Here is a 26,543-nt window from a genome sequence, read left to right as displayed (position 1 = left end):
GAGGCCGACCGATGACGAGCAGGCTGGCGGGCTACGAGCTGCGGCTGCCGGACGGGTGGACGGTGGTGCCGTCCGGCCTCGCCGACCCCGACGCGTGGGCCCACGAGCAGGCGTCGCGGCTCGTGGCGGGCCAGGAGTCGGCGGAGCGGCCCGCGGGAGCGATGCTCGCCGACGGCCTGGCCGCCGTGGTGCGGGCCGTCGGCGACGCGGGCGTCGCGGGGCTCGAGACGGCCGTGCTCGTGCGCCGGCCCGAGCTGGGCCGGGTCGACGCGCTGCTCACCGTCGTCGCGCAGCGCGACCTGCCGCCCGAGGTCTTCGCCGCGGACCTCGAGGAGCTCGTGCGCGAGTCGGACGACGACCACCTGTTCGCGCAGGCCGTCGAGGGGACCGTGCCCGCAGGCGAGGTGCGCGGCGCGCACCTCATGATCGGTCACCTCGACCCCGACGTCGGCGACGGCGTCGCACACCTCGAGGAGCGCGTGGCGCTCGGCGTCTTCCCCGACGGCACGCCGGACATGCTCGAGGTGACCGCGATCGCGAGCAGCGTCGGGTCCTTCACCGACATGCCGCAGGAGATCATCGACGCGCTCGCCGGCCTCACGGTCGAGCTCGAGGGGACCGCATGACGCGCGACCTGCGGCTCGCCGAGGGCCGGATGCGCATCGTGCTGCCCGGAACCTGGGTCAGCATCCCGCTCGGGGAGAGCCCCGAGCAGATCGTCGCGCACGTCAAGCGGGTCGTGCGGCGCCAGGTCGGCGCGGCCGACCGGCTCGCCCGCGCGCGCCGCGAGGCGGTCCAGGAGCTCGTCGGCAGCGCGCGCGACGCGATCGAGATCGGCGCGCACACCTACCTCATGTCGCTCGAGCTGCTGCCCGGCGTCCCGTTCCCCGCTGCGATCGTGGCGGTCGACGAGGAGTGGCCTGCGGCCGGGCGTGCGATGCTCGGTGACGTCCCCGGGACGGGGCCGGACGACTCCGGGACGCGGCCCGACGACTCCGGGGCGCGGCCCGACGACGAGGCCGTCGCCGCGGCGCTGCGGGCCGCGTACCCGGACGGCGAGGTCGCGCCGCAGCGGACCGGCCCCGTGTGCCGGGTGGCCGAGGTGGTCCGCGCCGAGGTCGGCGAGGACGGCGACGAGCTGCTGACGATGCGGCTGCAGTACCACGTGCCGTACCCGGACCGTTCCCGGTTGCTGCTGGCGAGCGTCAACGTGCCGAACATCCCGTCGGCCGAGCCGTTCGCGACGCTGTTCGACGAGATCCTCGACTCGCTCGTGTTCATGGAGCAGGAGACCCCCGCGTGACCCCACTCGACCCGATCGCCTCCGACGACGTCGCCGGCCCGGCCCCGGGGCCGGCGCGGCTCGCCCTGCGCCCGCTCGGCTACCTGCTCGTCGGGCTCGTGTGGACCGCGATCTTCGTGGTGGCGGTCCTGCTGTGGGTCGGGACGCTCGTGTACGTGGCGGTCGACGACTCGGTCGACGTGGGGGCGATGCTCGACCGCGTCGCGAGCGACCCCGCCGAGGCCGTCGGGTTCGCGCTGGCCCTGCCGCTGCTCGCCGCCGTCATGGGCGCCGGGGCCATGTTCCTCCTGCCGACGGCGTCGTTCCCGCTCGCGGCCCTGTCGTTCGTGTACGCGATGCGCGCGCTGCGCCCGTCGTACGCGGGCGAGCGGCTGTCCTTCACGGTGCAGGCGGGCGCCGGCCAGACCATCGGGCTGCCGACCCTGCACAGCGTGGCGCTGTCGCTGCTGCCCGTGCGGCGCAGCCGCGTGACCGACGCGCTCGTCCGCGTCTACGCCGCCGGCTGGACGCCCACCGCGCGGTCCGTGCTCGCGGCCGTGCCGGCCGGTGTCGGCTGGCTGCTCGCCGTCGCCGCGGTGTCCGAAGGCCTGCCGGGACCGGCTCGCGTGGCGTGCGGGGTGCTCGCCGTGGTCCTGGTCGTGGTCTCCGCCGTGCTGGTGGTACGGGCCGTCCGCGCCCGGTCCGCCGCGGACGCGGGCGGGGACGGCCGGCCGGTGACCGCGCTCGACCCCGACGAGCGCCGCGCCCGGCTGCGCGAGCTCCGGCGCCGGCGCGACGCCCGCCTGGGCGGCAGGTAGTCCGCTCAGACCAGGTCGCGCACCGCGGCGTACTGCTCGCGGACGACGGGCCGGGCGTCGGCGTCGAGCGTCGTGGCGATGGTCGTGGACCACGACGGCGCCTCCGCGCCCGGGTTCGCCGCGGCGGCCAGCACCCACGCCGCCTGCCGCGCCGCGCCGTCGGCCACGTACTCGCCCGGCTCGGGCACGGAGATCGGCAGCCCGAAGACCTGCGGCGCGATCTGCTGCACCGCGGGCGACTGCGCCGCGCCGCCGATGAGCATGACGCGGTCGATCGGCACGTCGAGCGCGCGCAGCGCGTCGAGGCCGTCCGCGAGCCCGCACAGCATGCCCTCGACGTACGCGCGGGCGAGGTGCTCGCGGGTCGAGTTCTTCAGGCGGATGCCGTGCAGCGTGCCGGTCGCGTCGGGGCGGTTCGGCGTGCGCTCGCCCTCGAGGTAGGGCACGAGCACCAGCCCGTCCGACCCGGGCGGCGCCGCGAGCGCCAGGCGGGCGAGCTCGTCGACGTCGCACCCCAGCACGGTGCGCGCCGCGTCGAGCACGCGTGCGGCGTTGAGCGTCACGGCGAGCATGAGCGCGTTGCCGGTCGCGTCGGCGAAGCCGTTGATCGCGCCCGAGCCGTCCGCGGTGCGCCGCGGCGCGACGGCGGAGACGACGCCGGAGGTGCCGATCGAGATCGCGATGTCGCCCGGCTGCATGCCGAGGCCGAGCGAGGCGCCGGCGTTGTCGCCCGCGCCGGGGCCGATCAGGGCGCCGCCGTCGACGGCGGACCCGGCGACGGACGGGTGCGCGACGCCACCGGACTCGGCCGGGCCGAGCACGCGCGGCAGGACGACGTCGTCGCGCCCGAGCGCGAGCCGGAGCAGGTCGAGGCGGTACGCGCCCGGTCCGTCCGGGCCGTCGGCCTCGGCGTCGTAGTACCCGGTGCCGGACGCGTCGGAGCGGTCGGTGAAGAGCCGGTCGAGCTGCGGGCCGAGCGGTGCGCTCGGGTCGCCGGCGGGGCCGTAGCCGGCGATGCGCCAGCTCAGCCAGTCGTGGGGGAGCGCGACGGCGGCGACGCGCGCCGCGTTGTCGGGCTCGGCGTCGCGCAGCCAGCGCAGCTTGGTGACGGTGAGCGACGCGACGAGGACCGAGCCGACGGCGTCGGCCCACCGCTGGGCGCCGGTCTCGCGGTCGCCGTCGCCGAGCTCGCGGACGAGGTCCTCGGCGGCCTGCGCCGAGCGCGTGTCGTTCCACAGCAGCGCGTCGCGGACGACGTTGCCCTCGGCGTCGAGCGCGACGAGGCCGTGCTGCTGGCCGCCGACGGCGATCGCCGCGACGTCGTCGAGCCCGCCGGCCTCCTTCGCCGCGGCGAGGAACGCGTCCCACCAGTGGCGCGGGTCGACCGCCGTGCCGTCGGGGTGCTTCGCCGAGCCGCTGCGCACGAGCGCGCCGGTCTCGGCGTCGCGCACGACGACCTTGCAGGACTGCGTGGACGTGTCCACGCCGGCGACGAGGGGCATCTTCGCTCCTTCGGGAGTCGATCAGTTCGGTGTTGTGGGCGTGATTTCTGGCCCGAGATGCCCACTTTGAGCGGGTCTCGCGGGCCAGAAATCACGCCCACAACGACAGGGGTGGTCAGCCGATGAGGTGCTTCAGCGCGAGCTGGTGCAGCTTCACGAGACCGTAGTCGCGCTCGGCCACCGCGTCGACGTCGAGCTCGGTGTCGACCGAGGCGTCGGCCATGAACGCGTCGAACGACTCGCCCTCGCCGAGCGTCGGCTCGCCCAGCTCGAAGATGCCGGCGTGCTCGAACGCGGCCTGGACCTCGGGGTCCTCGCGGTAGGCCTTGGCCTTGGCGGCGAGGAGGTCGTAGGTCTCCATGTTCGCCTTGGCCGACTCCCACACGCCGTCGAGGTGCTCGGTGCGCGACGGCTTGTAGTCGAAGTGGCGCGGGCCCTCGTAGCGCGGGCCGCCGTTCGGGAAGCCGTTCTCGAGCAGGTCGACCGTGAAGAACGCCGAGAGCAGGTCGCCGTGGCCGAAGACGAGGTCCTGGTCGTACTTCGGGCCGTGCTGGCCGTTGAGGTCGATGTGGAACAGCTTGCCGCAGTACAGCGCGAGCGCGAGGCCGTGCGTGTAGTTGAGGCCCGCCATCTGCTCGTGGCCGGTCTCCGGGTTGAGGCCGACGATGTCGCCGTTGTCGAGCGTGTTGATCAGCGCGATCGCGTGGCCGATCGTCGGCAGGAAGATGTCGCCGCGCGGCTCGTTGGGCTTGGGCTCGAGCGCGATGCGCAGGTCGTAGCCCTTCTCCTTGATGTAGGCGGCGACGGTGTCGATGCCCTCGGCGTAGCGCGCGTGCGCGGCGGCGAGGTCCTTGGAGTTGTCGTACTCCGTGCCCTCGCGGCCGCCCCACATGACGAACGTCGTCGCGCCCATCTCGGCGGCGTTGTCGACGCTGCGCAGGACCTTCTTGAGCCCGAAGCGGCGGACCTGGCGGTTGTTCGAGGTGAACGCGCCGTCCTTGAAGATCGGGTGGCTGAAGGTGTTGGTGGTGACCATCTCGCAGACGAGACCGGTCTCCTGCGCCGCCTTCTTCACCTTGTCGATGCCCGCCTGACGCTCGGCGTCGTCGGCGCCGAACGGGAACACGTCGTTGTCGTGGTACGTGAAGCCCCACGCGCCCAGCTCGGCGAGCTTGCGGATCGACTCGGCCGGGTCGAGGTCGGGTCGGGTCGCGGTGCCGAACGGGTCGTTGGCGGGCCAGCCCACGGTCCACAGGCCGAACGAGTACTTGATGTCGCTCACGCAGGTCTCCTCGTCGAGTCGCGCCGTCCGGCGCGGGTGGTGGTCGCCGCAGGTGTCCGACGTCGGACGGCGGCGTTTTGTTGTATGACTGAACTATTGCAGCGCCTCTCCGCTAGAGTCAACACCGTGACCGCCGAGCCGTCGACGACGCCGCGCCTCCCGGGGACCGCCCCGAGCGAGCTCGCCGCGCGTCAGCACACGCTGCGCGAGCAGAACCTGCAGCTCGTCGCGCGCGCGATCTTCGACGCGCCCGCGCCGTTGTCCCGCGCCGACGTCGCCGCCGCGACCGGCCTGACCCGTGCCACGGTGTCGACGCTCGTCGACCGGCTCGTCGAGGGCCGGCTCGTCGCCGAGCTCCCGCCCGTCGCCGCCCAGCGCGCGGGACGCCCGGCCGTGCCCCTCGTGCCCGCCGCGCGCTCCGTCGTCGGGCTCGGGCTCGAGGTCAACGTCGACTACCTCGGCGCGCGCGTCCTCGACCTCACCGGCGACGTCGTCGAGTCGCGCGTCGTCGCGGGCTCGTTCCACGACTCCGACCCCGCCGACGTCCTCGGCACGCTCGGCGCGCTCGCCAACGAGGTCATCGCCGTCGTGCACGACGGCGGGATGCGGCTCGCGGGGGCGCGTCTCGCCCTGCCGGGGCTCGTCGACGCGCGGACCGGCGAGCTCGAGGTCGCGCCCAACCTGGGGTGGTCGTCGCTCGAGCCCGTGCCGCTGCTCGGCCTGCGCCTGCCGGACGGCTCGCCCGTCGACGTCGTGGTCGCGAACGAGGCCAAGCTCGCGGCGCTCGCCGAGCTCTCCGGCGACGTGCCGGCGTCGTTCCTCTACGTCTCCGGCGACGTCGGCATCGGCGCCGGGATCGTCGTCGACCGCCGGCTGTTCCTCGCCGAGCGCGGGTGGAACGGCGAGGTCGGGCACGTCGTCGTCGACCCCGCCGGGCCGCGCTGCTCGTGCGGGGCCTTCGGCTGCCTCGAGCAGTACGCGGGCAAGGAGCAGATCCTGCGGTCCGCCGGGCTGCCCGTCGACGCCTCGCTGCCCGAGCTGCTCGAGCTGCTGCAGGCGCACGACGGCGCGGCTCGCGGTGCGGTGCAGCGCGCCGGGCGGGCGCTCGGGTCGGCGCTCGCCGACTTCGTCAACCTGCTCGGGGTGTCGACCGTCGTGCTCGGCGGCGTCTACACCGAGCTGGAGCCCTGGTTGCGCGACGAGGTGCTCAGCGTGCTGGGCGAGCGGGTGCTGGCGGCGCCGTTCGTCTCGCTCGAGGTGCGTGCGGCCGAGGCGGGGCAGTACGCCGCGCTGTCCGGCGCCGCGCGCGAGGTGCTGCGAGAGGTCGTCGCGCACCCCGCGGCGTGGGTGTGATCGGCTAGAACCAGCCCACGACGACCCGTGCGCCGTGGACGACGAGGGCGCCGAGGCCGACGGTCGCCAGGATCGCCGCGACGACCACCGCTGCGCAGCCGAGTCCCTCGACGACCTTCTCGACGGTCGACCGCGTGTCGACGAATCTGCTGTCCTCGGTGAGGCGGCGACCTGTCTCACGCGCGGCCTCCTCGCGGAGCGCCTCGAGCCGTCGCGCGGCACGAGGACCGATGTTCTCGCTGCTGGCCGTCCAGGCGACCGCCGCGAGCCGGTGAGCCGCCGTGCGGAACTGCCGCTCGAGAGCCGCGAGCTCCGCCGGGTCGACGTGCTCGGCGAGGAACGCCCAGCGCCCGGCCTGCGCGAGGTCGCCCTGGCTGCGGTAGACCTCGGCCAGGCGAAAGCGCACGTCGAGCCGCTCCGGGTACTCGCGGACGAGGCTCCGAAGGCGGTTGATCGCGGGGAGGACGCGACCGTGCTCGAGCTCGGCGTCGACCCGGCGCAGCGTCTGTTCGATCGGCACGGCGACGACTATGGGGCCCGCGGTCGTCCGCCGCCACGGATTTGCGGCATCCGGCGGCGCGTTAGGCTATGTGGCGGTTCACGGGCCGACCGGCCGAATGGACCGACTCTTTGCTAAGACATTAGCGAAGGCGCCTGTAGCTCAGTGGATAGAGCACGGCTCTCCTAAAGCCGGTGTCGCTGGTTCGAATCCAGTCAGGCGCACCACAAAGAAGCGTAAAGAGTTGTTCAGGGCGTGCGGGGTCGCGGATCGCCGTGCGCTGGTCGGTCGCCACAACGCCCTGCCTCTGCCGGGTGAAATCACGCTCAGACACCTGCCGCGTGGCCCACCCGATTAGGCGCTCTGGGCTACCGTCCCTCGAAACGGTGTCGACGCGACGGCGCGAGACATGGCTGAGGAGTCGTGGCACGAGGCGAGGCTCATTCCCACGTCTGGGATCAACGGGGCGGAAGAACAGGAGCGTCGGGCGACGTCGGCACTCCTGGCTGTCACGGTGGCCGTGCGCGAGTTCGGCCGTGCCCTGACGAAGCCGTTGGGAGCGCCGGCCGGAACGCTGGAGACCTACATCGAGGTTCCGTTCCAGCTCGGGGACAAGCGGCTCTATCCGGACGGGCTGGTTCGCGTGAGCCGGGGTCAGAAGTCCTGGACCGCCCTGGCCGAGGTCAAGACCGGGCGCAACGAGCCGGGCAGGGAACCTCCCTGGTGGACGACGGGGTCATGGTCGGCGCGATCCGCATCCCGGACACGGTCGGCAGCATGGTCGTCACCGCCGACCTCCACGCGCGGACGCCCAGGCGCACCGAGTGGTTGCCCACGCGTGCAGTGTTCTCTGCCCCAACGTGACGAGCATGGGAACGGCCGGCCGGCGCATGCGCGTTCGCGCGGCCCGGCCTTGGCAACGCGATGAAGCCGGACGGAGGGACCACTGGTGACGGAGATCAGCGGCTCCGTGAGTGCGGGTCAGGGTGTGGACGGTAGACTCCAGTACCTCCGCGACCGAGCAGGGCCGCGGCCGCGGCCGCAGTGGTCTTGCAGAGAGGCCTGACGGCGTCTCACCATCGGCGTGAGGCTGCGGGCGGCACAGCGGGGATCCAGCGTGACGACCCGGCGCCCGACCTATCGACCCGCCCAGGCCCTGGCTGGCAGTGCCCGCGTCACGGGCCGCCGGCTGACGCCCGACCGGTTACCGAGACCGCTCAAGGGCGCGCTGCGCGCGCTCGCGGTGCAGCACAGCGAAGGAGGACATGTGGCACGACCAGGCCGACGGTCTGGTGGCGCGCGCCCTGACCCAGGCGCCCAGCGCCGCCGTACTACGCGTCCTGCTGAGAAGGGGATCATCCCGGTGCTCGCCGAGGTCGCCCGCGAGGTCGACGGCGCTGTACGGCGACCGCCGACGCGCCCGGCCCTGCGGACGAAGTTCCAGGTGGTGGCGCTGCTCGTGCGTGAGGAGCGCGCCCGGGTGAAGGCCGACGGCACGCTGACCGCGGCGAAGCGGGACCAGGAGCTCAAGCGGCTCGACGGGGTCGCGACGGTGCTGGCGAAGGTTGCCGCCCGAGACACGTCGCTGCTCCAGCTGCTCTCGGAAGACGCCCAGCTCTCCGATGCAGCGCGCGCGTACAAGGCGAGCGTGATGCGCGCGGGCGGTCTTGAGCCGCCCGAGGAGCCGGAGCCGCCGGCCCCGGCCGCACCGTCGCCCACCGCCCAGAGGCGAGTGGTGCCCCAGTCGGTGATCTCGCGCCGGCTGGCCAACCCCTTCCTCGCGCCGGACTTCGAGGCGGCGGCCGAGCGCATGGCTGCGCGCCCGCGCAGGCTGGCCGGGTGGGAGCTGCTCGAGCCCCTCTTCCGGTCCTTCGAGGTGGCGTCCCCCGGCGCACCCTCCTGCATGACCCTGCCCGAGGCCAGCCCCATGCCCGTTGCCGACGGCCGAGCGCTCATGCCGCACCAGGCCCAGGTCGTGGCTGCCACGGCGCGCGGACATCGCACCTTCCTGCTCGCGGACGAGCCCGGACTGGGCAAGACCGCCCAGGCGCTGCTGGCGGCCCAGGCGGCCGACGCTTTCCCTCTGCTGGTCGTGGCACCCAACGTCGTCAAGACGAACTGGGCCCACGAGGTCGAGCTGTGGACGCCGCTGCGGCGGGCGACGGTCGTCCACGGTGACGGTGACCGGGTCGACGCCTTCGCCGACGTCGTCATCGTGAACTACGACATCCTGAACCGGCACGTCGACTGGCTCGGCGACCACGGCTTCCGCGGGATGGTCGTCGACGAGGCGCACTTCATCAAGAACAGGACGTCGCAGCGCTCGCAGCACGTCCTGGCGCTCTCCGAGCGGATCCGCGAGCGCACCGCCCGGCCGCTCCTGATGGCCCTCACCGGCACCCCGCTGATCAACGACATCGAGGACTTCCGGGCGATCTGGCAGTTCCTCGGCTGGATCGACGACACGAAGCCGATCGGCAGGCTGATGACCGCCCTGGAGGAGACCGGCCTGACGCCGGCGGACCGCGGGTTCTACGCCTCGGCCCGTGCCAGCGTCGTCGACATGGGCATCGTGCGCCGCCGCAAGGCGGACGTGGCGGCGGACATTCCCGCCCGCCGGGTGGCGGACCTGCCGGTCGAGCTCGAGGGCGCCGTGGGGCGCTCGATCCGAGCCGCCGAGGTCGCGCTCCAGCAGCGTCTCGTCGAGCGCTATCGGTCCGCCGTGGCGGCCCGCGGCGACGACGTCGTCGTGGAGGCCGTCGACCTCGAGATCGCCCGACGCGTCGCGGCTGCCGAGCTCAAGGACTCCAGCTCGAAGGCCCGCGGCGAGAACGTGTTCACGATGGTTCGCCGGATCGGACAGGCCAAGGCCGGGATGGCCGCCGACTACGCCGCACAACTGGCCCGCAACGTCGGCAAGGTGGTGTTCTTCGCCAAGCACGTCGACGTGATGGACGAGGCCGAGCAGGCGTTCGCCGACCGCGGCATCCGGTACGCCTCGATCCGCGGCGACCAGACGCCCGCTGTGCGCGCGAAGAACGTGGCCGCGTTCACGAGCGACCCCGACGTGTCGATCGCCGTGTGCTCCCTCGTGGCTGCGGGCGTGGGGCTGAACCTTCAGGTTGCCTCGAACCTCGTGCTCGCCGAGCTGTCGTGGACTGACGCCGAGCAGACCCAGGCGATCGACCGGATCCACCGGATCGGCCAGTCCGAGCCCGTCACGGCATGGCGGATCATCGCCGCGCAGACCATCGACGCCAAGATCGCGCAGCTGATCGACAGCAAGTCGGGAATGGCCGCCGTGGCGCTGGACGGGGCGGCGGAGCAGGACGCCTCGGCGTCCGCCGACGTGCAGCTCGAAGCCTTGGTCGGACTGCTCACCGACGCGCTCGCCGCCGACGGGACGGGCTGAACGACCGACCTCCCGGACACCCCGCCGCCCCGGACCGGGGCGGCCTCAGTCCTCGGGGACGGACGGCCAGCCGTCGTCCCACTGCAGCTCGCAGATCTGCATGCGGATCTGCAGCGGATCCCACTAGTAGTAGTGGTTGACCATGTAGTAGCGGCCGAACTCGCGGATGACGTCCTGACCGCCTGCCCCGCCGTCGGTCTCGAGCACGACGGTCCCGCCGCCGTCGAGAAGCGGCACGCCCTCGCGGTCGACGTACGGCCCGGTGAGGTTCCGGGATCGACCGACCTGGACGTGGTAGCTGTCGCTGAAGGTGTCGCCGGTGCGGACGATGTCCGGCGCCCAGAGGTGGTTCGGGCCGTAGTCGAGCGTCCACTCGGGCACCGGCAACGCGCCTAGCGACTCCCACTGTCCCTCGAGGGTGCCCTCGGCAGGGCGCTCATGCTGGCGATGAGACAGATCACCAGGAAGGCCGCGGTCAGCCTCGAGCGGTCGTGGTCCTGCGTCGTCGCGTTCAACCTGACCCCCCACTTCGTCAGAGTTGGGGTGCTCCTGCGGACGGATCAGCCCCTTTGCTGCGTGTCGCCTCTTCAGAGTCGATCCGGCCGCAGGTGCTGTCAAGTGCGCGCATGGTCGACGACCTCTGCGTCGTACGCTGCACGTATGCCGCTCTCGGACGTCGAACCCACGCTCGACACGGCGGACCCGGCCGCGCAGTTCGTGGCGTACCTCGACTACTACCGCTCGGCCGTCGAACGGAAGCTCGACGGCCTGAGCGACGAGCAGCTGCGCACGAGCACGCTCCCGTCGGGTTGGACGCCGCTCGAGCTGCTCACGCACCTGGTCCACATGGAGCGACGGTGGTTCGTGTGGGGCTTCCTCGGCGAGCAGGTGCCGGATCCGTGGGGCGATCACGAGGGCGGCCGGCCCGAGGGCCCGTGGCGCGTGCCCGACGGCGCCACGCACCCTGGGCTCGTCGCCGCGCTGCACGCGGGCGGTGAGCGGACGCGGCAGATCCTCGGGTCGCACGACCTGGCCGAGCGCGGCGCTCTCGGCGGTCGGTTCGAGTCCGACCCGCCCACGCTGACGTGGATCTGCTTCCACGTGCTCCAGGAGTACGCGCGGCACGTCGGCCACCTCGACGTCGCCCGCGAGCTCGCCGACGGCTCCGTGGGCGAGTGAGGTCCCGGCGCCGAGCCGGATCAGGCGTCGAACGTCTCTGGTACCGCTCCCAGGTCGAGCGCGACGATGCGGAACCCTGCCGAGCGGACGGCGCGCAGGATCTCACCGCGCAGCGGTTCGGACGTCATGGTCGTCAGCTGCGCGTTCGGCGCCTCGAGCCGGGCGAGCTCTCCGTGATGGCGGACGCGCAGGTCGGCGAGCCCGAGCCGCCGCAGCTCGCTCTCGGCCGCCTCGACCTGGACCACCTCCTCCGTGGTCGGGTGGGCTTCGGTGTGCATGTCCGCCTCCTGCGCCTCGCCGTAGGTGCGGTCGGCGGCCTCGTCGATGAAGGGAAGATCCAGGTCGCGCGCGAGGCGCTGCGCAGCGCCCGGACCCAGGCCGACGTCCGCGAGCGGACGGAGCAGGGCGGGCACGCCGGCGGCGTGGACGTCGTCGCCGCGGGCCTCGTGGTCGCCGAGCACCACGGCGGAGAGGTCCAGTGCCCGGAGCGCGTCCTCGATGGCGCGCCCGGTCATGTCGAAGGTCGGTGCGCCGATGCGGTCGGCGACGCTCGCCACGTCGTGCGGACGGCTGCTGGTCACGACGAGCGCCACGACCCGGGCCTGGCCGACGATGCGGACCGCCAGGCTCAGCAGGAGGGAGGAGCTCGCGTCACCGGAGAACAGGACACCGATCCGACCGTCGGCAGGCGAGCGCGCGAGGGTCGCGGCCAACGCCGTCGCGAGCTCGCCGGCGGTCGCCGGCTCGAGGCTCGGCGCGGCGGTCGACGCCTTGCGCGGGGTCATCGGCGCACCCCGGCGCACGGCGCCGTCGCCGAGCTCGAGGTGTCACCCTCGTCGATCCCGTGCTGCGTCGCGCCGGTGATCGACCCGTGTGCGGGGGTGGTCACCCGCACATTCGACCGACGAAGCCGGGCGCGGGCAAGCAGTTGCCGTCCTTTGCCATGGCAACGGCGGCAACAGCCGAATGGCGGGACGCTCGATGACAAACGGTTGTCGGCGGCGACGGTCTGCCCATACAGTCCGACTGCATGGATGCCCCCGAGGACGCGCGGCCGAACCCCACGATCTACGACGTCGCCAAGGCGGCCGGGGTTGCGCCGTCGACGGTCTCCCGGGCGTTCTCCCGTCCCGGCCGCGTCAACTCCGAGACCGCCGAGCGCATCCGCAGGATCGCGAACGAGATCGGGTACCGGACGAACCCGCTCGCGCGGGGACTGCCGAACGGCAGGACGGCGCTCCTCGCCGTCATCGTGGCGGACGTGACCAACCCGTTCTTCTTCGAGATCATCCGCGGAGCCGAGAAGACGGCAAGCGAGGCCGGGTACACGTTGCTCGTGGTCGACGCGCAGGAGTCCGTCGACGCCGAGCGCGAGGCGCTCGAGCGCACGTTGCCGCTGGTCGAGGGGCTGATCCTGGCGACGTCGCGCATGTCCGACTCGTCGATCCGGGTGGCGGCCAAGCAGCGGCCCACGGTCGTCATGAACCGCGTGATGACCGACGTGCCGAGCGTCCTCACCGACAACGCGCGAGGCATGCGCAGCGCTGTGGAGCACCTGGCGGGGCTGGGCCACACGAGCCTGACGTACGTCGCCGGGCCGGAGGCGTCGTGGGCCGACGGCATGCGCTGGCGCGCGTTCCGCGAGGCGACGTCGGAGCTCGAGCTCAAGGCGCGGCGCATCGGCCCCTACCCGCCGACGCTCGCCGGCGGTCTCTCGGCCGCCCAGGCCCTGGCGAAGCACTCGACGACGGCGGTCGTCGCCTACAACGACCTGCTCGCCATCGGGGCGATCCGGGGTCTGAAGCGGCTCGGCCGGAGCGTCCCGGCCGACGTGAGCGTCATCGGGTTCGACAACATCTTCGGGTCGGACTTCTGCACGCCACCGCTGACGACGGTCGCCGCGCCCCTGCGCCATCTCGGTGCGTTCGCCGTCCAGAACCTCCTCGCACAGCTGCGGTCCTCCACACCCGCCGGCAGCTCGGGTCCGACGCTCCTTCCCGCCAAGCTCGTCGAGCGAGGATCGACGGCGCCGCGACGCGCGACGAAGAAGCGTCGGGCGACGGCAACCGACGGCAACCCCGTCCGCCAGCCCGCCTGAGCCGACCGGAAGCTCACCGGCACGTCAGGTGCAACAAGTGGCAACTCGTTGTTGCCATCGCGGGGGCGCCCCTAGCGTCAGGGTCACGCGCACCGAGAGGCGCGCCGTGCACGTCCCGAGCAGGCATTCCTCAACGGAGAGGCAGACTGATGGCACGCACCACCCTCCCCTCACGCACCGACGGTCGTCGGTCGAGAAGCGCGCGGCTCGTCGCCGCCGCGACCGGCGCGCTCTTGCTCCCGCTGATCCCGTCGGGCGCCCTCGCGGCGACGACGTCGGACGCCTGCACCTACGGCTACTCCGCGGAGTCGTCCGTCTTCTTCGGAGACGGCGCCGCGGCGTCCGGGGTCACGAACTACGACGTCGGCAACGGGTGCACCCTGATGGACGTCATCATGGCGGACGCGCCGTTCGCCACCCACGGCGAGTTCCTCAGCACGGTGGGACGCGTCGCCGCCGAGCAGGTACGGGCCGGCGTCATCACGGACGCCGAGCGCGCGGCGATCGTGAGCGCCGCCGCCGCCTCCGAGGTGGGTCGTCCCCACCCGGTGACCGGGACCCGCGCGGTCGACCTGAGCAGGATCGGCCTGGTCGGCTACACCGTCCGTGCCACGATGCCGTCGAACGCCGAGGGCACCCTGGCGGCCCTCGCCGAGTGCGGGTTCCAGAACATGGAGCCGTCCGGCTCGGTCGGCAACTTCTACGGCTACACCGCCGCCCGGCTGGCTCCGCTGACGCAGGCGGCCGGCATCGCGGTGCCGTCGCTCGGGGTCAGCCAGTCCAACCTCGAGAACAACCTCGAGGGCGTGATCGCCGAGGCGCACGCGATCGGTGCCGAGTACGTGCGGATCTCGGGCTCGAGCCGGTGGACACTGGCCGACTACTCCCGGACCGCCGCCGTCCTCAACGAGGTGGGCGCGAAGCTCAAGGAGGCCGGCATCACGGTGGCCTACCACAACCACGGCTACGAGTTCGAGACCGAGGAGAACGGGGTGACCGGGTACGACGTCCTGGTCCGCGAGACCGACCCCGAGCTCGTCACCATGGAGCTCGACGTGTACTGGGCCGCCAGCGTCGGCGTCGACACCGTCGAGCTCTTCGAGACCTACCCCGGCCGGTTCGAGCTGCTGCACCTCAAGGACATCGCGCCGGACGGGTCGTTCGCCGACGTCGGCGCGGGCACCATCGACTTCGCCGAGATCTTCGCGAACGCCTCCCTGGCCGGCGTCGAGTACTCGTTCACCGAGCACGACCAGCCGCGGCCCGACGGCGTGACGTCGGCGTGCGCCAGCCTCGGGTACCTGACCGACCTCCGGTACTGACCGCCCGCTGCCGGCCCGCCCCGCGAGCCGGCAGCGCCCCCGCCGGCCCGCGCCGGACCCCCGGTCCGTCGCGATCGACGTCGAACCCACGGACACGACGAAGGAGACCACGAGGTGTGGACGCTCTCGGGCTTCGCCGACGAGATCTCGCCCGATCTCGAGACCCAGTGCAGCCTGGCCGCCGAGCTCGGCCTGAAGTACATCGAGTTCCGGAGCGCCTGGGACACCAACGTCCTCGACCTGGACGACGACCAGCTCGCCCGCGTCCGGGACGTCCTCGGTCGGCACGGCCTGCAGGTCTCGAGCATCGGCTCGCCGATCGGGAAGGTCTTCCTGGACGACGACGCCGAGGCGCACCTGGCGCGGATGCGGCACGCCGCCGACGTCGCACGGCTGCTCGAGGCGCCCTACGTCCGGATCTTCTCCTTCTTCATGCGGCCCGGGACCGACCCGGACACGTGCCGCGACGAGGTGCTCGACCGCATGGCGGCCCTCGCCAAGGTCGCGGCCGACGCCGGCGTCGTCCTCCTCCACGAGAACGAGAAGGGCATCTACGGGGACGTGCCCCGCAGGTGCCTCGACATCGTCGAGTCCGTGGGCTCGCCGCACCTCGCGCTGGCCTGGGACGCGGCGAACTTCGTCCAGGTGGGGGTCCGCCCGTTCACCGACGGGTACGCCATGCTCCGCCCGCACCTGGAGTACGTGCAGATCAAGGACGCGATCGCCGGGACCGGGCAGGTCGTCCCGGCCGGCCACGGCGACGGCGAGACGGTCGAGACGGTCCGGGCGCTGCGGGACGACGGGTTCGACGGGTTCTTCTCGCTCGAGCCGCACCTGGGAACCGGCCACAGCTTCGGCGGCTTCTCCGGCCCCGAGCTCTTCACGAAGGCGTGGCGGGCCTTCACCGACATCCTCGACGCCGAGGGGGTGCCGTACCGATGACGGACGCAGGCGCCCACGACGCACCGGTGACCCCCCGAACGACCACCACGAAGGATCCCTCGATGACGACCACCCAGGACGTGCGAAGCGACCCACCGGCAACCCGCGCCGCCACGGCGCGCGCGGTCCCGCCGCCGGCACGGACCTCGACGCCGCTCCTGACGCGCGCGGCGAACCTCGTCGCCGTGTCCTGGCGCCCCCTCCTCGTCCTGGTCGCCCTGTTCGCGGTGTGGTGGTTCGTCGCGTGGCGCGAGCTGGTGCCGGCCTACCTCATCCCCGCGCCGGGAGCGGTGTGGGAGACGATGGTGGACGACTGGGCCATGCTGCTCGAGCACACCTGGGTCACGACGCTCGAGACGATCATCGGGTTCCTTCTCGCGACGGTGATCGGAGTGGCGACCGCGGTGGTGCTGGTGTACTCCAAGACCGCCGAGAAGGCGCTGTACCCGCTGATCCTCTTCGCGCAGGTCATCCCCAAGATCGCGATCGCGCCGATCCTCGTCGTGTGGTTCGGCTTCGGCCTCACGCCGAAGATCGTCCTCGCGGTCCTCATCGCCTTCTTCCCCGTCGTGGTCTCGGCGGTCGCGGGGCTGCGCTCCGTGGACCCCGAGTTGCTCGAGCTCTCGGCCACGATGGGCGCCTCGCGGTGGAAGACGTTCCGCAAGATCCGGTTCCCCGGGGCGCTCCCGCACCTCATGTCCGGCCTCAAGGTGGCCGTGACCCTCGCGGTCGTCGGGGCCGTCGTCGGCGAGTTCGTCGGCGCCGACCGAGGCCTCGGCTACGTCCTCCTCCTGGCGAGCGGCAACCTCAACGCACCCCTGCTGTTCGCGGACCTCATCCTCATGTCGCTCATCGGCGTCGTCCTCTTCGTCGTCGTGGAGCTCTCGGAGCGGGTGCTCATCCCGTGGCACGCCTCGCGCCGCGGCAACGTCGTGCTCGCCGCGTCGTGACCCGCGACCCGTACCTGACCGATCCATCGTCGCCGCGTCGTCGCGGCACAAGCAGAAGGGCAATCCCCATGCGCGCTGCACAGAGCGGACTCTCGCTGGTCGTGGCCGGCGTCCTCGTGGCCGGGTGCTCGGCCGGTGGGCCGGCCGGTGCCGGCTCGGCGGAGGCCGAGGGCCAGGGGGCCGGTGAGACGACGGCCGTCACGATCACCCTGAACTGGGTGCCGTACGGCGAGCACGCCCCGTTCTACTACGGGGTCGAGCAGGGCATCTTCGAGGAGGAGGGCATCGACCTGACGATCCAGCCGGGCAACGGGTCCGGCAACACGGTGCAGCAGGTCGCGCAGCGCAACACCGACTTCGGCTGGGCCGACACGCCGCCGCTGGTCAACGCCATCAGCTCGGGCATGCCCGTGAAGAGCGTGGGCGTGTTCCTCCAGACGGGCCCCAGCTCCGTCGAGTTCTTCGCGGACCAGGGGATCACCGAGCCCGCCGACCTGGTCGGCAAGACCGTCGGCGGCACCCCGGGCGACGCCATGTACGGCACGTTCCCCGCCTGGCTCGAGCTCAACGGCGTCGACCCCGCCGACGTCACGGTCGTCAACGTCGACGCCGCCGGCAAGATCGCCGCGCTCATCGAGGGCAAGGTCGACGCCATCCAGGGCTTCCACCACGACCAGGCCCCGACGATCGAGGAGCAGACGGGCAAGGAGGTCGAGGCGCTGCCGTTCGCGGACTTCGGCATGAACCTGCTGGGCACGGGTCTCGTGGCCCACGACGCGACGATCGCGGAGAACCCGGAGCTGGTCGAGGCGATGGTGCGTGCGACGTCGCGCTCGTTCCTGGCCGCGGCGGAGGACCCCGAGGGCGCGGTCGCCGCGATGGCGGCCGGCGCGGAGCAGGCTCCGGTGGAGAACGTGCTCTCCGCACAGCTCGAGACGACCCTCGGCCTCCTCAACCTCGACGGCGCGCCGGCGCCCGGTGCCAACACCGACCAGCAGTGGACCGACACCCTGACGTTCCTGTCCGAGAACACGGACTTCGAGGGCGAGACGACGGCGGCGGAGTACTGGGACGGATCCTTCGGAGAGGGCCTCTGATGTCCGCGACCGAGCTCGCCCCGGCGGCTCCGGCCGTGGGCACCGACCCGATCATCGAGGTCTCGAACCTGACGATGCGGTTCCGGTCGAAGCGGTCCGAGACCGTGGCGCTCGACGACGTCTCCCTGACGGTCCGCGCCGGCGAGTTCGTGACGATCGCGGGACCGTCCGGCTGCGGCAAGTCGACGCTGCTCAAGATCGTCGCGGGCCTCACGATCGCCTCCGAGGGGGACGTGCGGCTGTACGGGCAGCGCGTCACGCGGCCGCAGCGGGACATCGGGTTCGCGTTCCAGCGCTCGGCGCTGCTCGAGTGGCGGGGCGTGCGCAAGAACATCCTGCTCCAGGCCGAGATGCGGGGGCTGGACAAGCGGTACGCGCAGCGCCGCGCCGACGAGCTCATCGAGCTCACAGGCCTCACGGGCTTCGAGAAAGCCCTGCCGCACGAGCTCTCCGGCGGCATGCAGCAGCGCGTCGCCCTGTGCCGGGCGCTCCTGCACGAGCCTCGCGTGCTCCTCATGGACGAGCCGTTCGGTGCCCTCGACGCGCTCACGCGCGAGCAGATGAACATCGAGATGAACCGGATCTGGCGGGAGACCGGCACGACCATCGTGCTCGTGACCCACTCGGTGCCCGAGGCGGTGTACCTCGGCAGCCGGATCGTCGTGATGAGCCCCCGCCCGGGCCGCATCGTCGAGACGCTGACGCCGGGACTCCCGGAGCGACGGGACTACGGGCCCACGCTGGCCGACCCGCGGTTCGCCCGCGCCGCCGGTCGGATCCGCGACCTCCTGGGCGCGACGCACGCACCCGACTGACCCCGACCCGTCACCTGACCCACCCCAGCCTGCCGGACGGCGGGCACGACGAACTCACGAGGAGGATCCATGCTCGGCACGCGGCTCGGCGTCGGGATCGTCGGGATGGGCAGCATCGGGTCGATGCACGCGCGGGCGCTCCGCGAGCTCGACGAGCGGGTGTCGCTCGTCGCGTACAGCGGCAGGCCCCGCTCGGAGGACGCCCTCGCCGGGTGGGACGCGGCCCGCGCGGCACCGGACGACGTCATCACCCATCCCGGGGTCGACGTCGTGGCGATCTGCACGCCGAGCGGCTCCCACGCACGGCTCGCGCTCGCGGCCCTCGAGGCCGGGCGTCACGTGGTCGTGGAGAAGCCGTTCGCGACGACCGTCGAGGACGCCGCCGCGGTCGTCCGGACGGCTCGTGAGCGGAGCCTGTCGGTCTCCACGATCTCGCAGCGCCGCTTCGAGAGCGAGCACCTGCGCCTCAAGGAGGCGCTCGACGACGGCGCGCTCGGCGACGTCCGCCTCGCGACCACGCACGTCCACTGGTACCGGGACGCGGACTACTACCGCGCGGCGGACTGGCGGACCTCCATGGCGCAGGGCGGTGGCTCGCTCATGAACCAGGGCGTGCACAACGTCGACCTGCTCCGCTGGCTGTGCGGGCCGGTCGAGTCGGTGACGGCGCACTACGGCAGCGTGGCCCAGGGGATCGAGGCCGAGGACACCACGGTCGCCACGCTGCGCTTCGCCTCCGGCGCACTCGGGCTGGTGTCGACCACCACCGCCACGCCGCCCGGGTTCCCGGCGACCCTCTCGGTCTACGGCTCACGTGGCGTCGTCGAGCTCGCCCAGGCCGAGGTGCGGCGGTGGAGCGTGCCAGGGGTGCCGGCACCTGTGCTCGCCCAGGTCGCCAGCGGGGCGTCCGACCCGCTGGCGATCGGGCACGCCGGTCACCTCGAGCAGTGGCGCAGGATCGTCGCCGCCCTGGAGACCTCGTCGCCCGTGCCGGTCGGCGCGGACGACGCGTTCGAGACCGTCCGCCTGCTCTGCGCGATCTACGAGGCGGCGTCGACGGGGAAGGCGGTCAGGCCGGCCGAGCTGCTCTGACCGCGCATCCCACCACCACCAGACCCCACGAGGGAACGAAGGAGCGGCCCGTCCGGACCGCCCCTGTGACGAACGTGTGCCGAGCGCGGCCACCGCCGGTCGCGCCGAGGCACTCGACCACACGAGGGAGTGTTGATGATGTCTGCGAGACACAGCAGGGCGGTGAGGGCGACGATCGGCATGGCCGTCGCGATCGGCACCCTGGCGCCCGTCACCGTCGCGGCCGCATACGAGCACGACGGTGCCACCGGGGCCGCCCAGGCCGAGCAGGACGTGTTCGACAAGGTGCCGCTCGTGACCGAGGGCCTCGCCGACCCGTTCGAGCTGGCCGTGACCGACGACGGCCGCGTCATCTACATCCAGCGCACGGGCGAGGTGAAGGTCCTCGAGCAGGACACGCTCCGGCAGTTCACGGCGCTGGACTTCGACTACAGCCTCGACCTCCTGACCCAGTCGGACGGTCTGATCGGTCTGACGCTCGACGAGGACTTTGCGGAGAACGGCTGGCTCTACCTGCTCTGGAGCGACCCCGTGGTGCCCAAGATGAACCTGTCGCGGTTCACGATGGGGCCGGACAACACGATCGACCGGGCGTCCGAGAAGCGTCTGCTCGACTTCACCATCTGGCGCGGCGAGGGCCGCGCGAACTCGCACATGGGCGGCTCGCTGGCCATGGACCCGGACGGCAACCTCTACGTGGCGACCGGTGACAACGCCGACCCGTTCAACCAGCAGGGGTACACCCCGATCGACGAGCGTCCGGGCCGCCGCGCGTACGACGCCCAGGCGACGTCGGCGAACACCAACGACCTGCGCGGCAAGATCCTCCGCATCACGCCGCAGGACGACGGCACGTACACGATCCCCGAGGGGAACCTCTTCCCGCCCGGGACGGAGGGCACGCGGCCGGAGATCTACGGCATGGGCTTCCGCAACCCGTTCCGCATCACCGTCGACCCGAAGACGCGGGCGGTGCTCGTCGGCGACTACGGGCCGGACGCGCGCGTCGCCAACCCGCTGCGCGGACCCGAGGGCATGGTCGAGCTCATCCGCATGACCGAGCCGGGCAACCACGGCTGGCCGTACTGCCACGCGAACAACCAGGCGTACGTCGACTACGACTTCGCCACCGGGCAGTCCGGCGAGGCGTTCGACTGCGCCAACCTCGTCAACGACTCGCCCAACAATACGGGGCTCCGCGAGCTGCCGCCGGCCCAGGAGCCGCTCGTCTGGTACGGCTACGGGGTCTCCGCGCAGTTCCCCGAGCTCGGGTCCGGAGGGGCGGCGCCGATGGCCGGCCCGGTCTACCGGTACGACGCCGAGCTCGACGTGAAGACCAAGTTCCCCGCGTCCTACGACGGCCGGTGGTTCGTCTCGGAGTACGCGCGCCACTTCTACAAGGTGCTCTCGCTGGACGAGACGACCGGTGAGCTGCTCGCGATCGACCCGTTCCTGGCCGACGAGAGGTTCGTGGCACCGTTCGAGGCGGAGTTCGGACCCGACGGGTCGCTGTACATCATCGACTTCGGGCGCGGCAGCGGTGCCGGCCGTGGCAGCACCAACACGGACTCCGGCATCTACCGCATCGACTACGCCGCCGACGGTCGTCGCCCGGTGTCCCAGTTCACGTCCGACGTCGACTCCGGCACGGCACCGCTCACGGTCGCGTTCGACGGCGGCCCAAGCCACAGCCCGGACGGCCTCGACATCACCTACGAGTGGGACTTCGAGAACGACGGCGTCGTCGACTCGACGGAACGCAACCCCGTCCACACCTACACCGAGAACGGCGTGCACACCGCCCGCCTGACCGTCAGGGACAGCGACGGCCTCAGCGGTGTCTCGGTCCAGCGCATCACCGTCGGGAACACCCGTCCCGAGGTCTCGTTCGGCCGGCCGCTCGCCGGCGGGTTCGCCGAGCTCGGCGACACGGTCCCGTACTCGGTCGACGTGGTCGACGCCGAGGACGGCTCGACCGCCGACGGGACGATCGACTGCACCCTCGTCACGGTCGCGACGCAGCTCGGGCACGACGACCACGCGCACCCGCTCGACAACTACGAGGGCTGCTCGGGCGAGATCTTCCTCGACCCGGCCGACCACGGCGTCGGGCAGAACGTCTACCCGGTGCTCGGCGCGGGGTACCAGGACCTCGGCGCCCCCGGCCTTCCGGCGCTCGCCGCGCAGGAGATCGTCCGCCTGCAGGTGCGTGACAAGGAGGCCGAGTTCTACAGCGAGGGCTCCGGCGTCCAGATCGTCGACGACGCCGCCGCGCGCGGAGGGCGGCTGGTCGCCGACATCCACGACGGGGACTGGATCGCGTTCGAGCCCGTGGACCTCACGGGCATCTCGGCCCTGACGATCGGGGCGGTGCGCGGCTCCGCCGGGACGACGCTCGAGGTCCGCACGGGCAGCCCGACCGGGCCCAAGCTCGGACAGGTGAAGATCGACCCGGCGACCGCACCGGGGCAGGTGGTGTCGCCCACCATCGAGATCGACGCCGAGGGCGGGACGACGACCCTGTACGTGGTGGCCTCCAGCAAGGGGCAGGCCGAGGCCGGGGCGAGCGTCGTGGCGCTCGACTGGCTCGTCTTCCACGGTCGAGGCGTCGCCGACGCGACGGCCCCGGTCGTCGAGGCGCAGGCGAGCCGCGGCGGCGGCCCCGCCGGCGTCGAGGTCACGTTGACCGGGACCGCGGTCGCGCCGGAGGGACGCACCATCGCGTCCTACGTCTGGGACTTCGGCGACGGGACGACGGCGGAGGGCGCGGAGGCGACCCACGTCTACTCCGAGCCCGGCAGGTACACCGCCCGTCTGATCGCGACGGACAGCAGCGGCACCCGCGACTGGACGACGGTGGGGATCACCGTCGCGGCCACGACGCAGTGACGCGGTAGCACCTCCGGCCGGCCCGCAGGCGCAGCGCCTGCGGGCCGGCCGGGCGACGTCGCGCACCATCACGACCCCTCTTCGGTTGGAGACCCTCATGGAGCACACCTGGCGGTGGTTCGGCCCCGCCGACCCGATCTCGCTCGCGCAGATCCGGCAGACGGGTGCCACGGGCGTCGTGACGGCGCTGCACGAGGTGCCGAACGACGTCGCGTGGCCGGTGGACGCGGTGCGAGCGCGCAAGGCGCAGATCGAGGCGGCCGGGCTGACGTGGTCGGTGGTCGAGTCGATCCCGGTGACGGAGCCGATCAAGCGCGGCGACTCCGGCCGGGACGCGGCGATCGCGGTGTGGACCGACAGCCTGCGGGCCGTCGCCGCGGCGGGCATCGACGTCGTGGCGTACAACTTCATGCCGGTCCTGGACTGGACGCGCACGGACCTGCGGTACGAGCTGCCCGACGGCGGGTGGGCGCTGCGGTTCGACCACGACGTGTTCGCGGCGTTCGACCTGTTCGTCCTGGAGCGGCTCGGGGCGGACGACGAGTACGACGACGCCGACGTCACCCGAGCGCGTGAGGTGTACGAGGCGATGACGCCGGCGCGGCGTGACGAGCTCGTCGCCACGGTGATCGCCGGGCTGCCCGGCTCCGAGGAGCACCACACCCTGTCCTCGCTGCGCGAGGTGCTCGCGACGTACCGGGGGATCGACGCGGAGGCGTTGCGCGAGAACCTGGCGTACTTCCTGCGGGCGGTGGTCCCGGTGGCCGCCGAGCTGGGGGTGCGGCTGGCGATCCATCCCGACGACCCGCCGCGCCCGCTGCTGGGTCTGCCGCGGGTGGTCTCGACGGCCGACGACGTCCGGTTCCTGCTCAAGGCCGCGCCGGGAGAGGTGAGCGGGCTGACCTTCTGCACCGGCTCGTACGGGGTGCGTCCGGACAACGACCTGGTCGCGATGGCGGCCGAGTTCGCCGACCGGATCTGGTTCGCGCACCTGCGCTCGACGGTGCGCGAGGCGGACCCGCGCTCGTTCCACGAGGGCAACCACATCGCCGGCGACGTCGACATGGTCGGCGTCATCCGCGAGCTGGTCCTCGAGGAGCGTCGCCGCCGGCAGGCCGGCGGGCCGCGGATCCCGATGCGACCGGACCACGGCCACCAGCTGCTGGACGACCAGCACCGGGTCACCAACCCGGGCTACTCGCTCGTCGGCCGACTCAAGGGCCTGGCCGAGCTGCGCGGCGTCGAGACCGCCGTCCGCGCACTCGTGTGAGGCCGCCTCCCGGGACGGCCGGGACACCGGTGGATATCCGACCCGCGGCGAGCAGAGGTGCGAGGATCGTGCGGGTGAGTACCGATCGTCAGCACACGGGCCCGCGCGCGGTGGTCGTCGTGGGCGTGTCGGCGTCGGGCAAGTCCACCGTCGGGCGGGCGCTCGCGGACGCGCTCGGCGCGGCGTTCGTCGACGCCGACGACCTGCACCCCGCCTCCAACGTCGAGGCGATGGCGGCGGGCATCCCGCTCACCGACGAGCAGCGCCTGCCGTGGCTCCGCGCGGTCGGCCGTGCGATGCGCACCGAGACCGACGCGGGTCGCGACGTCGTCGTCGCCTGCTCGGCGCTGCGCCGCACCTACCGCGACGTGCTGCGCGAGGGCGCCGGGCACGACCTGGCGTTCGTCCACCTCACGGCCCCGCGCGAGGTGCTGGCCGAGCGCATCGCCGCGCGTCGCGGCCACTTCATGCCGGCGTCCCTTCTCGATTCGCAGCTCGCCACGCTCGAGCCGCTGTCCGACGACGAGACGGGGCTCGTCGTCGACGTCACCGGTCCGGTGAGCGACGCCGTCGGGCAGGTGACCGCCTGGCTCCCGACGATCGGCGCGACGTCGCGCACCGGTGACGACGCGGCGGCGACGGGCTAGCGTCGGCGGCGTGCGGCCGTACGACTACGCGAGGCGCGAGGGCGTCCACGAGGTGTCGTGGGACGAGTTCGCGCGCCTCCCGCGCAGGCTCGCGGAACTGCTGGAGCCGGAGCGGGTCGACGCTCAGCCGGCGCGTCGGCGACGAGGTCACGCACCGCACGCCGCGGTGGCGCGTGCCCGTGAGCGAGGACGTGCGCGGGAAGGTCGTCGCCGTCGTCGACGAGATCGCGGACACCGGCGAGACGCTGGCGCTCGCGGCCGAGGCCGTGCTCGAGCGCGGCGCGACGCGCGTCGTCACCGCGACGCTGTTCGCCCACACGTGGGCCGACCCGCGCCCCGACCACTGCGCAATGGTCACCGACGACCTGCTCGTCGTCCCGTGGGACCGCGAGGTGCTGGTCGACGGCGCGTGGGTGACGCACCCGGAGCTCGACGCCGCGCTGCGGGCGCGCGAGGGGGAGTAGCGCGACGCTACTTCGCGCGAGAACGCGCTACCTCGCGGGAGAACGCGCTACTTCGGCGGAAAGGTCAGTCGGCCTCGGTGTGCGCGATGTTCGCGAGCTGCCGCCAGACGAGCACGAGCGTCACGCCCGCGCCGACGAACGCGAACCACATCGGCGCGGTGAGGCCCCACCGCTCGGCGATGAGCCCGCCGAGCGCGTTGCCGACGACGATGCCGCCGAACACGCACATCATGTAGACCGACGCGACGCGGCCCTGGAAGCGCGTGGGCACGGCCCGGTGGCGGACGGTGTTCGACACCGTGCCCCACACGAACGCGTACGCGCCGAAGACGAAGAGCGTCACGAGCGCGACCCAGCCCGTCGTCGCGAGCGCGAGCGACAGGTGGAACAGCACCTCGAGCGACAGGCACACCTTCATGAGGGTCGCGAGCGAGAAGCGTCGCTCGAGCCGCCCGTACACGAAGGTGCCCAGCAGTCCGCCGACCGCGGACGCCGTCGTGAGCAGCCCGAAACCGACCGGCCCCATGTCGAGGTGGTCGAGCGAGTACACGACGAGGATCGCCCACGGCGCCGCCCACGTGACGTTGAAGACGAGGATGACCAGGGCGAGCGTGCGCACCGGCCGGTTCGACCAGATCCAGCGCAGGCCCTCGGCGACGTCCTGGCGCACGTGCGAGCGGCCCTTCGCCCGCGGCACGGCGGGCAGCGTCACGCGCGCGACGAGGACGACCGCGAGCACCGCCGTCAGGACCTGGACGAGGAACGGCCACGCCATGCCCGCGGCGAAGAGGAACGCGCCGAGCGGCGGGCCGGCGAGCTGGTTGGCCGTGAGGAAGCCGGCCTGGAGCCGCGCGTTGCCGATCCCGAGGTCCGCCTTGTCCACGACCATCGGCAGCAGCGTCTGCGACGTCGTGTCGGCGAACACCTCCGCGACGCCCATGAGCAGCATCGCCGCGAGCACCAGCACGATGTTGACGTGCCCCGTGGCGATGATGCCCACGAGCAGCGTCACCACGAGCGCGCGCAGCAGGTTGGCCACGATGACCACGCGCCGCCGGTCGAGCCGGTCGGCGAGCACGCCCGCCCACAGCCCGAACAGCAGCCACGGCAGGCGCTGGAGCATCGCGGCGAGCGCCACGAGGAAGGCCGAGTCGGTCTGCGAGGCGACGAGCAGGGGACCGGCGGCGAGCGCCACGCCGTCGCCGATGTTGCTCGTCCACGAGGACGCCAGCAGCCAGCGGAAGCTCCGCCCCATCCGCGCGGGCACGATCGCCTCGAGCACTCTCCCCACGAACCGAAGAGCCTACGGCCGAATCATTCCCGCGACGATCGATTTCCGCTGCCCGTGGACGGCCGTCCAGAAGATATTGACGTCTTAACAGTCCAGGGGCAGACTGCCTGTGGCAGCACGCATCGCCCGCCCCCTGCGCGGTCCGTGCTGTCCTATCCCGGCACGCTCCGGATCGACGCCCCTTCGGCCCCCCTACCGAAGGGGCGTCTGCGTTGGGGCGGTGCCCGGCGGCCTCGCCGCGGTGCCCGACGGCGGCACGCGCCCGCGCGGACCTGGCCCGGTTCGAGAAGTCGTCGGCGTGCCGGTCCCGGCCCGCCGCACCGCCCGGTCTACCGTGCT

22 protein-coding genes, 1 tRNA gene and 1 pseudogene are annotated in these 26,543 nt (G+C 72.6%); 18 read left to right on the top strand and 6 right to left on the bottom strand.

The window, feature by feature from the left end:
• The first annotated feature begins 11 nt into the window (after window positions 1-11).
• Genes ISOVA_RS12895 through ISOVA_RS12885 form a run of 3 tightly spaced genes read left to right on the top strand, consistent with a single transcriptional unit; the run spans window position 12 to window position 2,100 of the window.
• On the top strand, window positions 12-626 hold the full coding sequence (locus ISOVA_RS12895; RefSeq protein ID WP_013839656.1) for a hypothetical protein: 615 nt from the start codon (window positions 12-14) through the stop codon (window positions 624-626).
• Window positions 623-1,303, top strand: coding sequence for a hypothetical protein (locus tag ISOVA_RS12890; protein WP_013839655.1), 681 nt, complete (start codon window positions 623-625; stop codon window positions 1,301-1,303). The genes ISOVA_RS12895 and ISOVA_RS12890 overlap by 4 nt, the downstream gene beginning before the upstream one ends.
• Window positions 1,300-2,100 carry a hypothetical protein gene (locus tag ISOVA_RS12885; RefSeq protein WP_013839654.1) on the top strand — a complete coding sequence of 267 codons (801 nt, stop codon included), beginning with the start codon at window positions 1,300-1,302 and terminating at the stop codon, window positions 2,098-2,100. Before ISOVA_RS12890 ends, ISOVA_RS12885 begins: the two co-directional genes overlap by 4 nt.
• A 5-nt stretch (window positions 2,101-2,105) precedes the next feature.
• Here the strand turns inward: ISOVA_RS12885 and ISOVA_RS12880 are convergent, their stop codons facing one another.
• Window positions 2,106-3,602, bottom strand: a complete 1,497-nt coding sequence (locus tag ISOVA_RS12880; RefSeq protein ID WP_013839653.1) for a xylulokinase — start codon at window positions 3,600-3,602, stop codon at window positions 2,106-2,108.
• Between the two features lie 115 nt (window positions 3,603-3,717).
• Window positions 3,718-4,884 carry a xylose isomerase gene (gene xylA, locus ISOVA_RS12875; RefSeq protein WP_013839652.1) on the bottom strand — a complete coding sequence of 389 codons (1,167 nt, stop codon included), beginning with the start codon at window positions 4,882-4,884 and terminating at the stop codon, window positions 3,718-3,720.
• 126 nt (window positions 4,885-5,010) lie between these two features.
• Between xylA and ISOVA_RS12870 the strand changes: the two genes are divergently transcribed.
• Window positions 5,011-6,237: an ROK family transcriptional regulator gene (locus ISOVA_RS12870; RefSeq protein ID WP_041294894.1), complete on the top strand. Its 1,227-nt coding sequence runs from the start codon at window positions 5,011-5,013 to the stop codon at window positions 6,235-6,237.
• A gap of 4 nt (window positions 6,238-6,241) precedes the next feature.
• Here ISOVA_RS12870 and ISOVA_RS12865 read toward each other — a convergent pair whose 3' ends face one another.
• Entirely contained in the window at window positions 6,242-6,757 is a 516-nt protein-coding gene (locus ISOVA_RS12865; RefSeq protein ID WP_013839650.1) for a DUF6584 family protein, read from the bottom strand.
• 130 nt (window positions 6,758-6,887) lie between these two features.
• Between ISOVA_RS12865 and ISOVA_RS12860 the strand changes: the two genes are divergently transcribed.
• Both ISOVA_RS12860 and ISOVA_RS12855 read left to right on the top strand, forming a co-directional pair.
• Window positions 6,888-6,963: transfer RNA gene (locus tag ISOVA_RS12860), tRNA-Arg, on the top strand.
• Window positions 6,964-8,003: 1,040 nt separating this feature from the next.
• Window positions 8,004-10,148, top strand: coding sequence for a DEAD/DEAH box helicase (locus tag ISOVA_RS12855; RefSeq protein ID WP_013839649.1), 2,145 nt, complete (start codon window positions 8,004-8,006; stop codon window positions 10,146-10,148).
• A 123-nt stretch (window positions 10,149-10,271) separates the two neighbouring features.
• On the opposite strand, the gene ISOVA_RS12850 is transcribed toward ISOVA_RS12855, so the two are convergent.
• Window positions 10,272-10,529, bottom strand: coding sequence for a glycoside hydrolase family protein (locus ISOVA_RS12850; RefSeq protein ID WP_041294893.1), 258 nt, complete (start codon window positions 10,527-10,529; stop codon window positions 10,272-10,274).
• A gap of 279 nt (window positions 10,530-10,808) precedes the next feature.
• On the opposite strand from ISOVA_RS12850, the gene ISOVA_RS12845 reads away from it, so the two are divergent.
• A complete protein-coding gene (locus ISOVA_RS12845) occupies window positions 10,809-11,327 on the top strand; it encodes a DinB family protein (protein WP_013839648.1) in 519 nt (172 codons plus the stop codon).
• A gap of 20 nt (window positions 11,328-11,347) precedes the next feature.
• Here the strand turns inward: ISOVA_RS12845 and ISOVA_RS12840 are convergent, their stop codons facing one another.
• Complete coding sequence (locus ISOVA_RS12840; protein WP_013839647.1) at window positions 11,348-12,112, bottom strand: adenine nucleotide alpha-hydrolase family protein; 765 nt, start codon at window positions 12,110-12,112, stop codon at window positions 11,348-11,350.
• Window positions 12,113-12,357: 245 nt separating this feature from the next.
• Here ISOVA_RS12840 and ISOVA_RS12835 point away from each other — a divergent pair, with 245 nt between their 5' ends.
• The 11 genes and pseudogenes from ISOVA_RS12835 to ISOVA_RS12785 form a co-directional block, all read left to right on the top strand.
• A complete protein-coding gene (locus ISOVA_RS12835) occupies window positions 12,358-13,425 on the top strand; it encodes a LacI family DNA-binding transcriptional regulator (RefSeq protein WP_013839646.1) in 1,068 nt (355 codons plus the stop codon).
• Window positions 13,426-13,574: 149 nt separating this feature from the next.
• Window positions 13,575-14,747 carry a sugar phosphate isomerase/epimerase family protein gene (locus ISOVA_RS15670; RefSeq protein WP_013839645.1) on the top strand — a complete coding sequence of 391 codons (1,173 nt, stop codon included), beginning with the start codon at window positions 13,575-13,577 and terminating at the stop codon, window positions 14,745-14,747.
• A 114-nt stretch (window positions 14,748-14,861) separates the two neighbouring features.
• On the top strand, window positions 14,862-15,689 hold the full coding sequence (locus ISOVA_RS12825; RefSeq protein ID WP_013839644.1) for a sugar phosphate isomerase/epimerase family protein: 828 nt from the start codon (window positions 14,862-14,864) through the stop codon (window positions 15,687-15,689).
• A 62-nt stretch (window positions 15,690-15,751) separates the two neighbouring features.
• Window positions 15,752-16,639, top strand: a complete 888-nt coding sequence (locus ISOVA_RS12820) for an ABC transporter permease (protein ID WP_013839643.1) — start codon at window positions 15,752-15,754, stop codon at window positions 16,637-16,639.
• A gap of 68 nt (window positions 16,640-16,707) precedes the next feature.
• Window positions 16,708-17,736: an ABC transporter substrate-binding protein gene (locus ISOVA_RS12815; protein ID WP_013839642.1), complete on the top strand. Its 1,029-nt coding sequence runs from the start codon at window positions 16,708-16,710 to the stop codon at window positions 17,734-17,736.
• Window positions 17,736-18,551, top strand: a complete 816-nt coding sequence (locus ISOVA_RS12810) for an ABC transporter ATP-binding protein (RefSeq protein WP_013839641.1) — start codon at window positions 17,736-17,738, stop codon at window positions 18,549-18,551. The genes ISOVA_RS12815 and ISOVA_RS12810 overlap by 1 nt, the downstream gene beginning before the upstream one ends.
• Window positions 18,552-18,620: 69 nt before the next feature.
• On the top strand, window positions 18,621-19,643 hold the full coding sequence (locus tag ISOVA_RS12805) for a Gfo/Idh/MocA family protein (RefSeq protein ID WP_013839640.1): 1,023 nt from the start codon (window positions 18,621-18,623) through the stop codon (window positions 19,641-19,643).
• 162 nt (window positions 19,644-19,805) lie between these two features.
• On the top strand, window positions 19,806-22,532 hold the full coding sequence (locus ISOVA_RS12800; RefSeq protein ID WP_233275900.1) for a PKD domain-containing protein: 2,727 nt from the start codon (window positions 19,806-19,808) through the stop codon (window positions 22,530-22,532).
• 97 nt (window positions 22,533-22,629) lie between these two features.
• Window positions 22,630-23,802: a mannonate dehydratase gene (gene uxuA, locus ISOVA_RS12795; protein WP_013839638.1), complete on the top strand. Its 1,173-nt coding sequence runs from the start codon at window positions 22,630-22,632 to the stop codon at window positions 23,800-23,802.
• 74 nt (window positions 23,803-23,876) lie between these two features.
• A complete protein-coding gene (locus ISOVA_RS12790; protein WP_233275899.1) occupies window positions 23,877-24,449 on the top strand; it encodes a gluconokinase in 573 nt (190 codons plus the stop codon).
• 170 nt (window positions 24,450-24,619) lie between these two features.
• Window positions 24,620-24,913: pseudogene (locus ISOVA_RS12785) on the top strand (phosphoribosyltransferase); the annotation flags it as partial.
• Between the two features lie 64 nt (window positions 24,914-24,977).
• On the opposite strand, the gene ISOVA_RS12780 reads toward ISOVA_RS12785, so the two are convergent.
• Window positions 24,978-26,168, bottom strand: a complete 1,191-nt coding sequence (locus ISOVA_RS12780; RefSeq protein WP_049788476.1) for an MFS transporter — start codon at window positions 26,166-26,168, stop codon at window positions 24,978-24,980.
• Window positions 26,169-26,543 lie beyond the last annotated feature (375 nt).

The organism is Isoptericola variabilis 225 (assembly GCF_000215105.1).
GTDB lineage: Bacteria > Actinomycetota > Actinomycetes > Actinomycetales > Cellulomonadaceae > Isoptericola > Isoptericola variabilis_A.
The sequence above is the reverse complement of the archived record's forward strand: the minus strand, read 5'-3'. Positions and strand labels throughout refer to the sequence as shown.

What these genes read in the sequence shown, in the direction of transcription:
- ISOVA_RS12895 (WP_013839656.1), top strand. Translation starts at nt 12, where the DNA reads ATGACGAGCAGGCTGGCGGGCTACGAGCTGCGGCTGCCGGACGGGTGG.
- ISOVA_RS12780 (WP_049788476.1), bottom strand. Translation starts at nt 26,168, where the DNA reads ATGGGGCGGAGCTTCCGCTGGCTGCTGGCGTCCTCGTGGACGAGCAAC.
- ISOVA_RS12890 (WP_013839655.1), top strand. Translation starts at nt 623, where the DNA reads ATGACGCGCGACCTGCGGCTCGCCGAGGGCCGGATGCGCATCGTGCTG.
- ISOVA_RS12815 (WP_013839642.1), top strand. Translation starts at nt 16,708, where the DNA reads ATGCGCGCTGCACAGAGCGGACTCTCGCTGGTCGTGGCCGGCGTCCTC.
- ISOVA_RS12880 (WP_013839653.1), bottom strand. Translation starts at nt 3,602, where the DNA reads ATGCCCCTCGTCGCCGGCGTGGACACGTCCACGCAGTCCTGCAAGGTC.
- uxuA (WP_013839638.1), top strand. Translation starts at nt 22,630, where the DNA reads ATGGAGCACACCTGGCGGTGGTTCGGCCCCGCCGACCCGATCTCGCTC.
- ISOVA_RS12835 (WP_013839646.1), top strand. Translation starts at nt 12,358, where the DNA reads ATGGATGCCCCCGAGGACGCGCGGCCGAACCCCACGATCTACGACGTC.
- ISOVA_RS12840 (WP_013839647.1), bottom strand. Translation starts at nt 12,112, where the DNA reads ATGACCCCGCGCAAGGCGTCGACCGCCGCGCCGAGCCTCGAGCCGGCG.
- ISOVA_RS12810 (WP_013839641.1), top strand. Translation starts at nt 17,736, where the DNA reads ATGTCCGCGACCGAGCTCGCCCCGGCGGCTCCGGCCGTGGGCACCGAC.
- ISOVA_RS12845 (WP_013839648.1), top strand. Translation starts at nt 10,809, where the DNA reads ATGCCGCTCTCGGACGTCGAACCCACGCTCGACACGGCGGACCCGGCC.
- ISOVA_RS15670 (WP_013839645.1), top strand. Translation starts at nt 13,575, where the DNA reads ATGGCACGCACCACCCTCCCCTCACGCACCGACGGTCGTCGGTCGAGA.
- ISOVA_RS12805 (WP_013839640.1), top strand. Translation starts at nt 18,621, where the DNA reads ATGCTCGGCACGCGGCTCGGCGTCGGGATCGTCGGGATGGGCAGCATC.
- ISOVA_RS12820 (WP_013839643.1), top strand. Translation starts at nt 15,752, where the DNA reads ATGACGACCACCCAGGACGTGCGAAGCGACCCACCGGCAACCCGCGCC.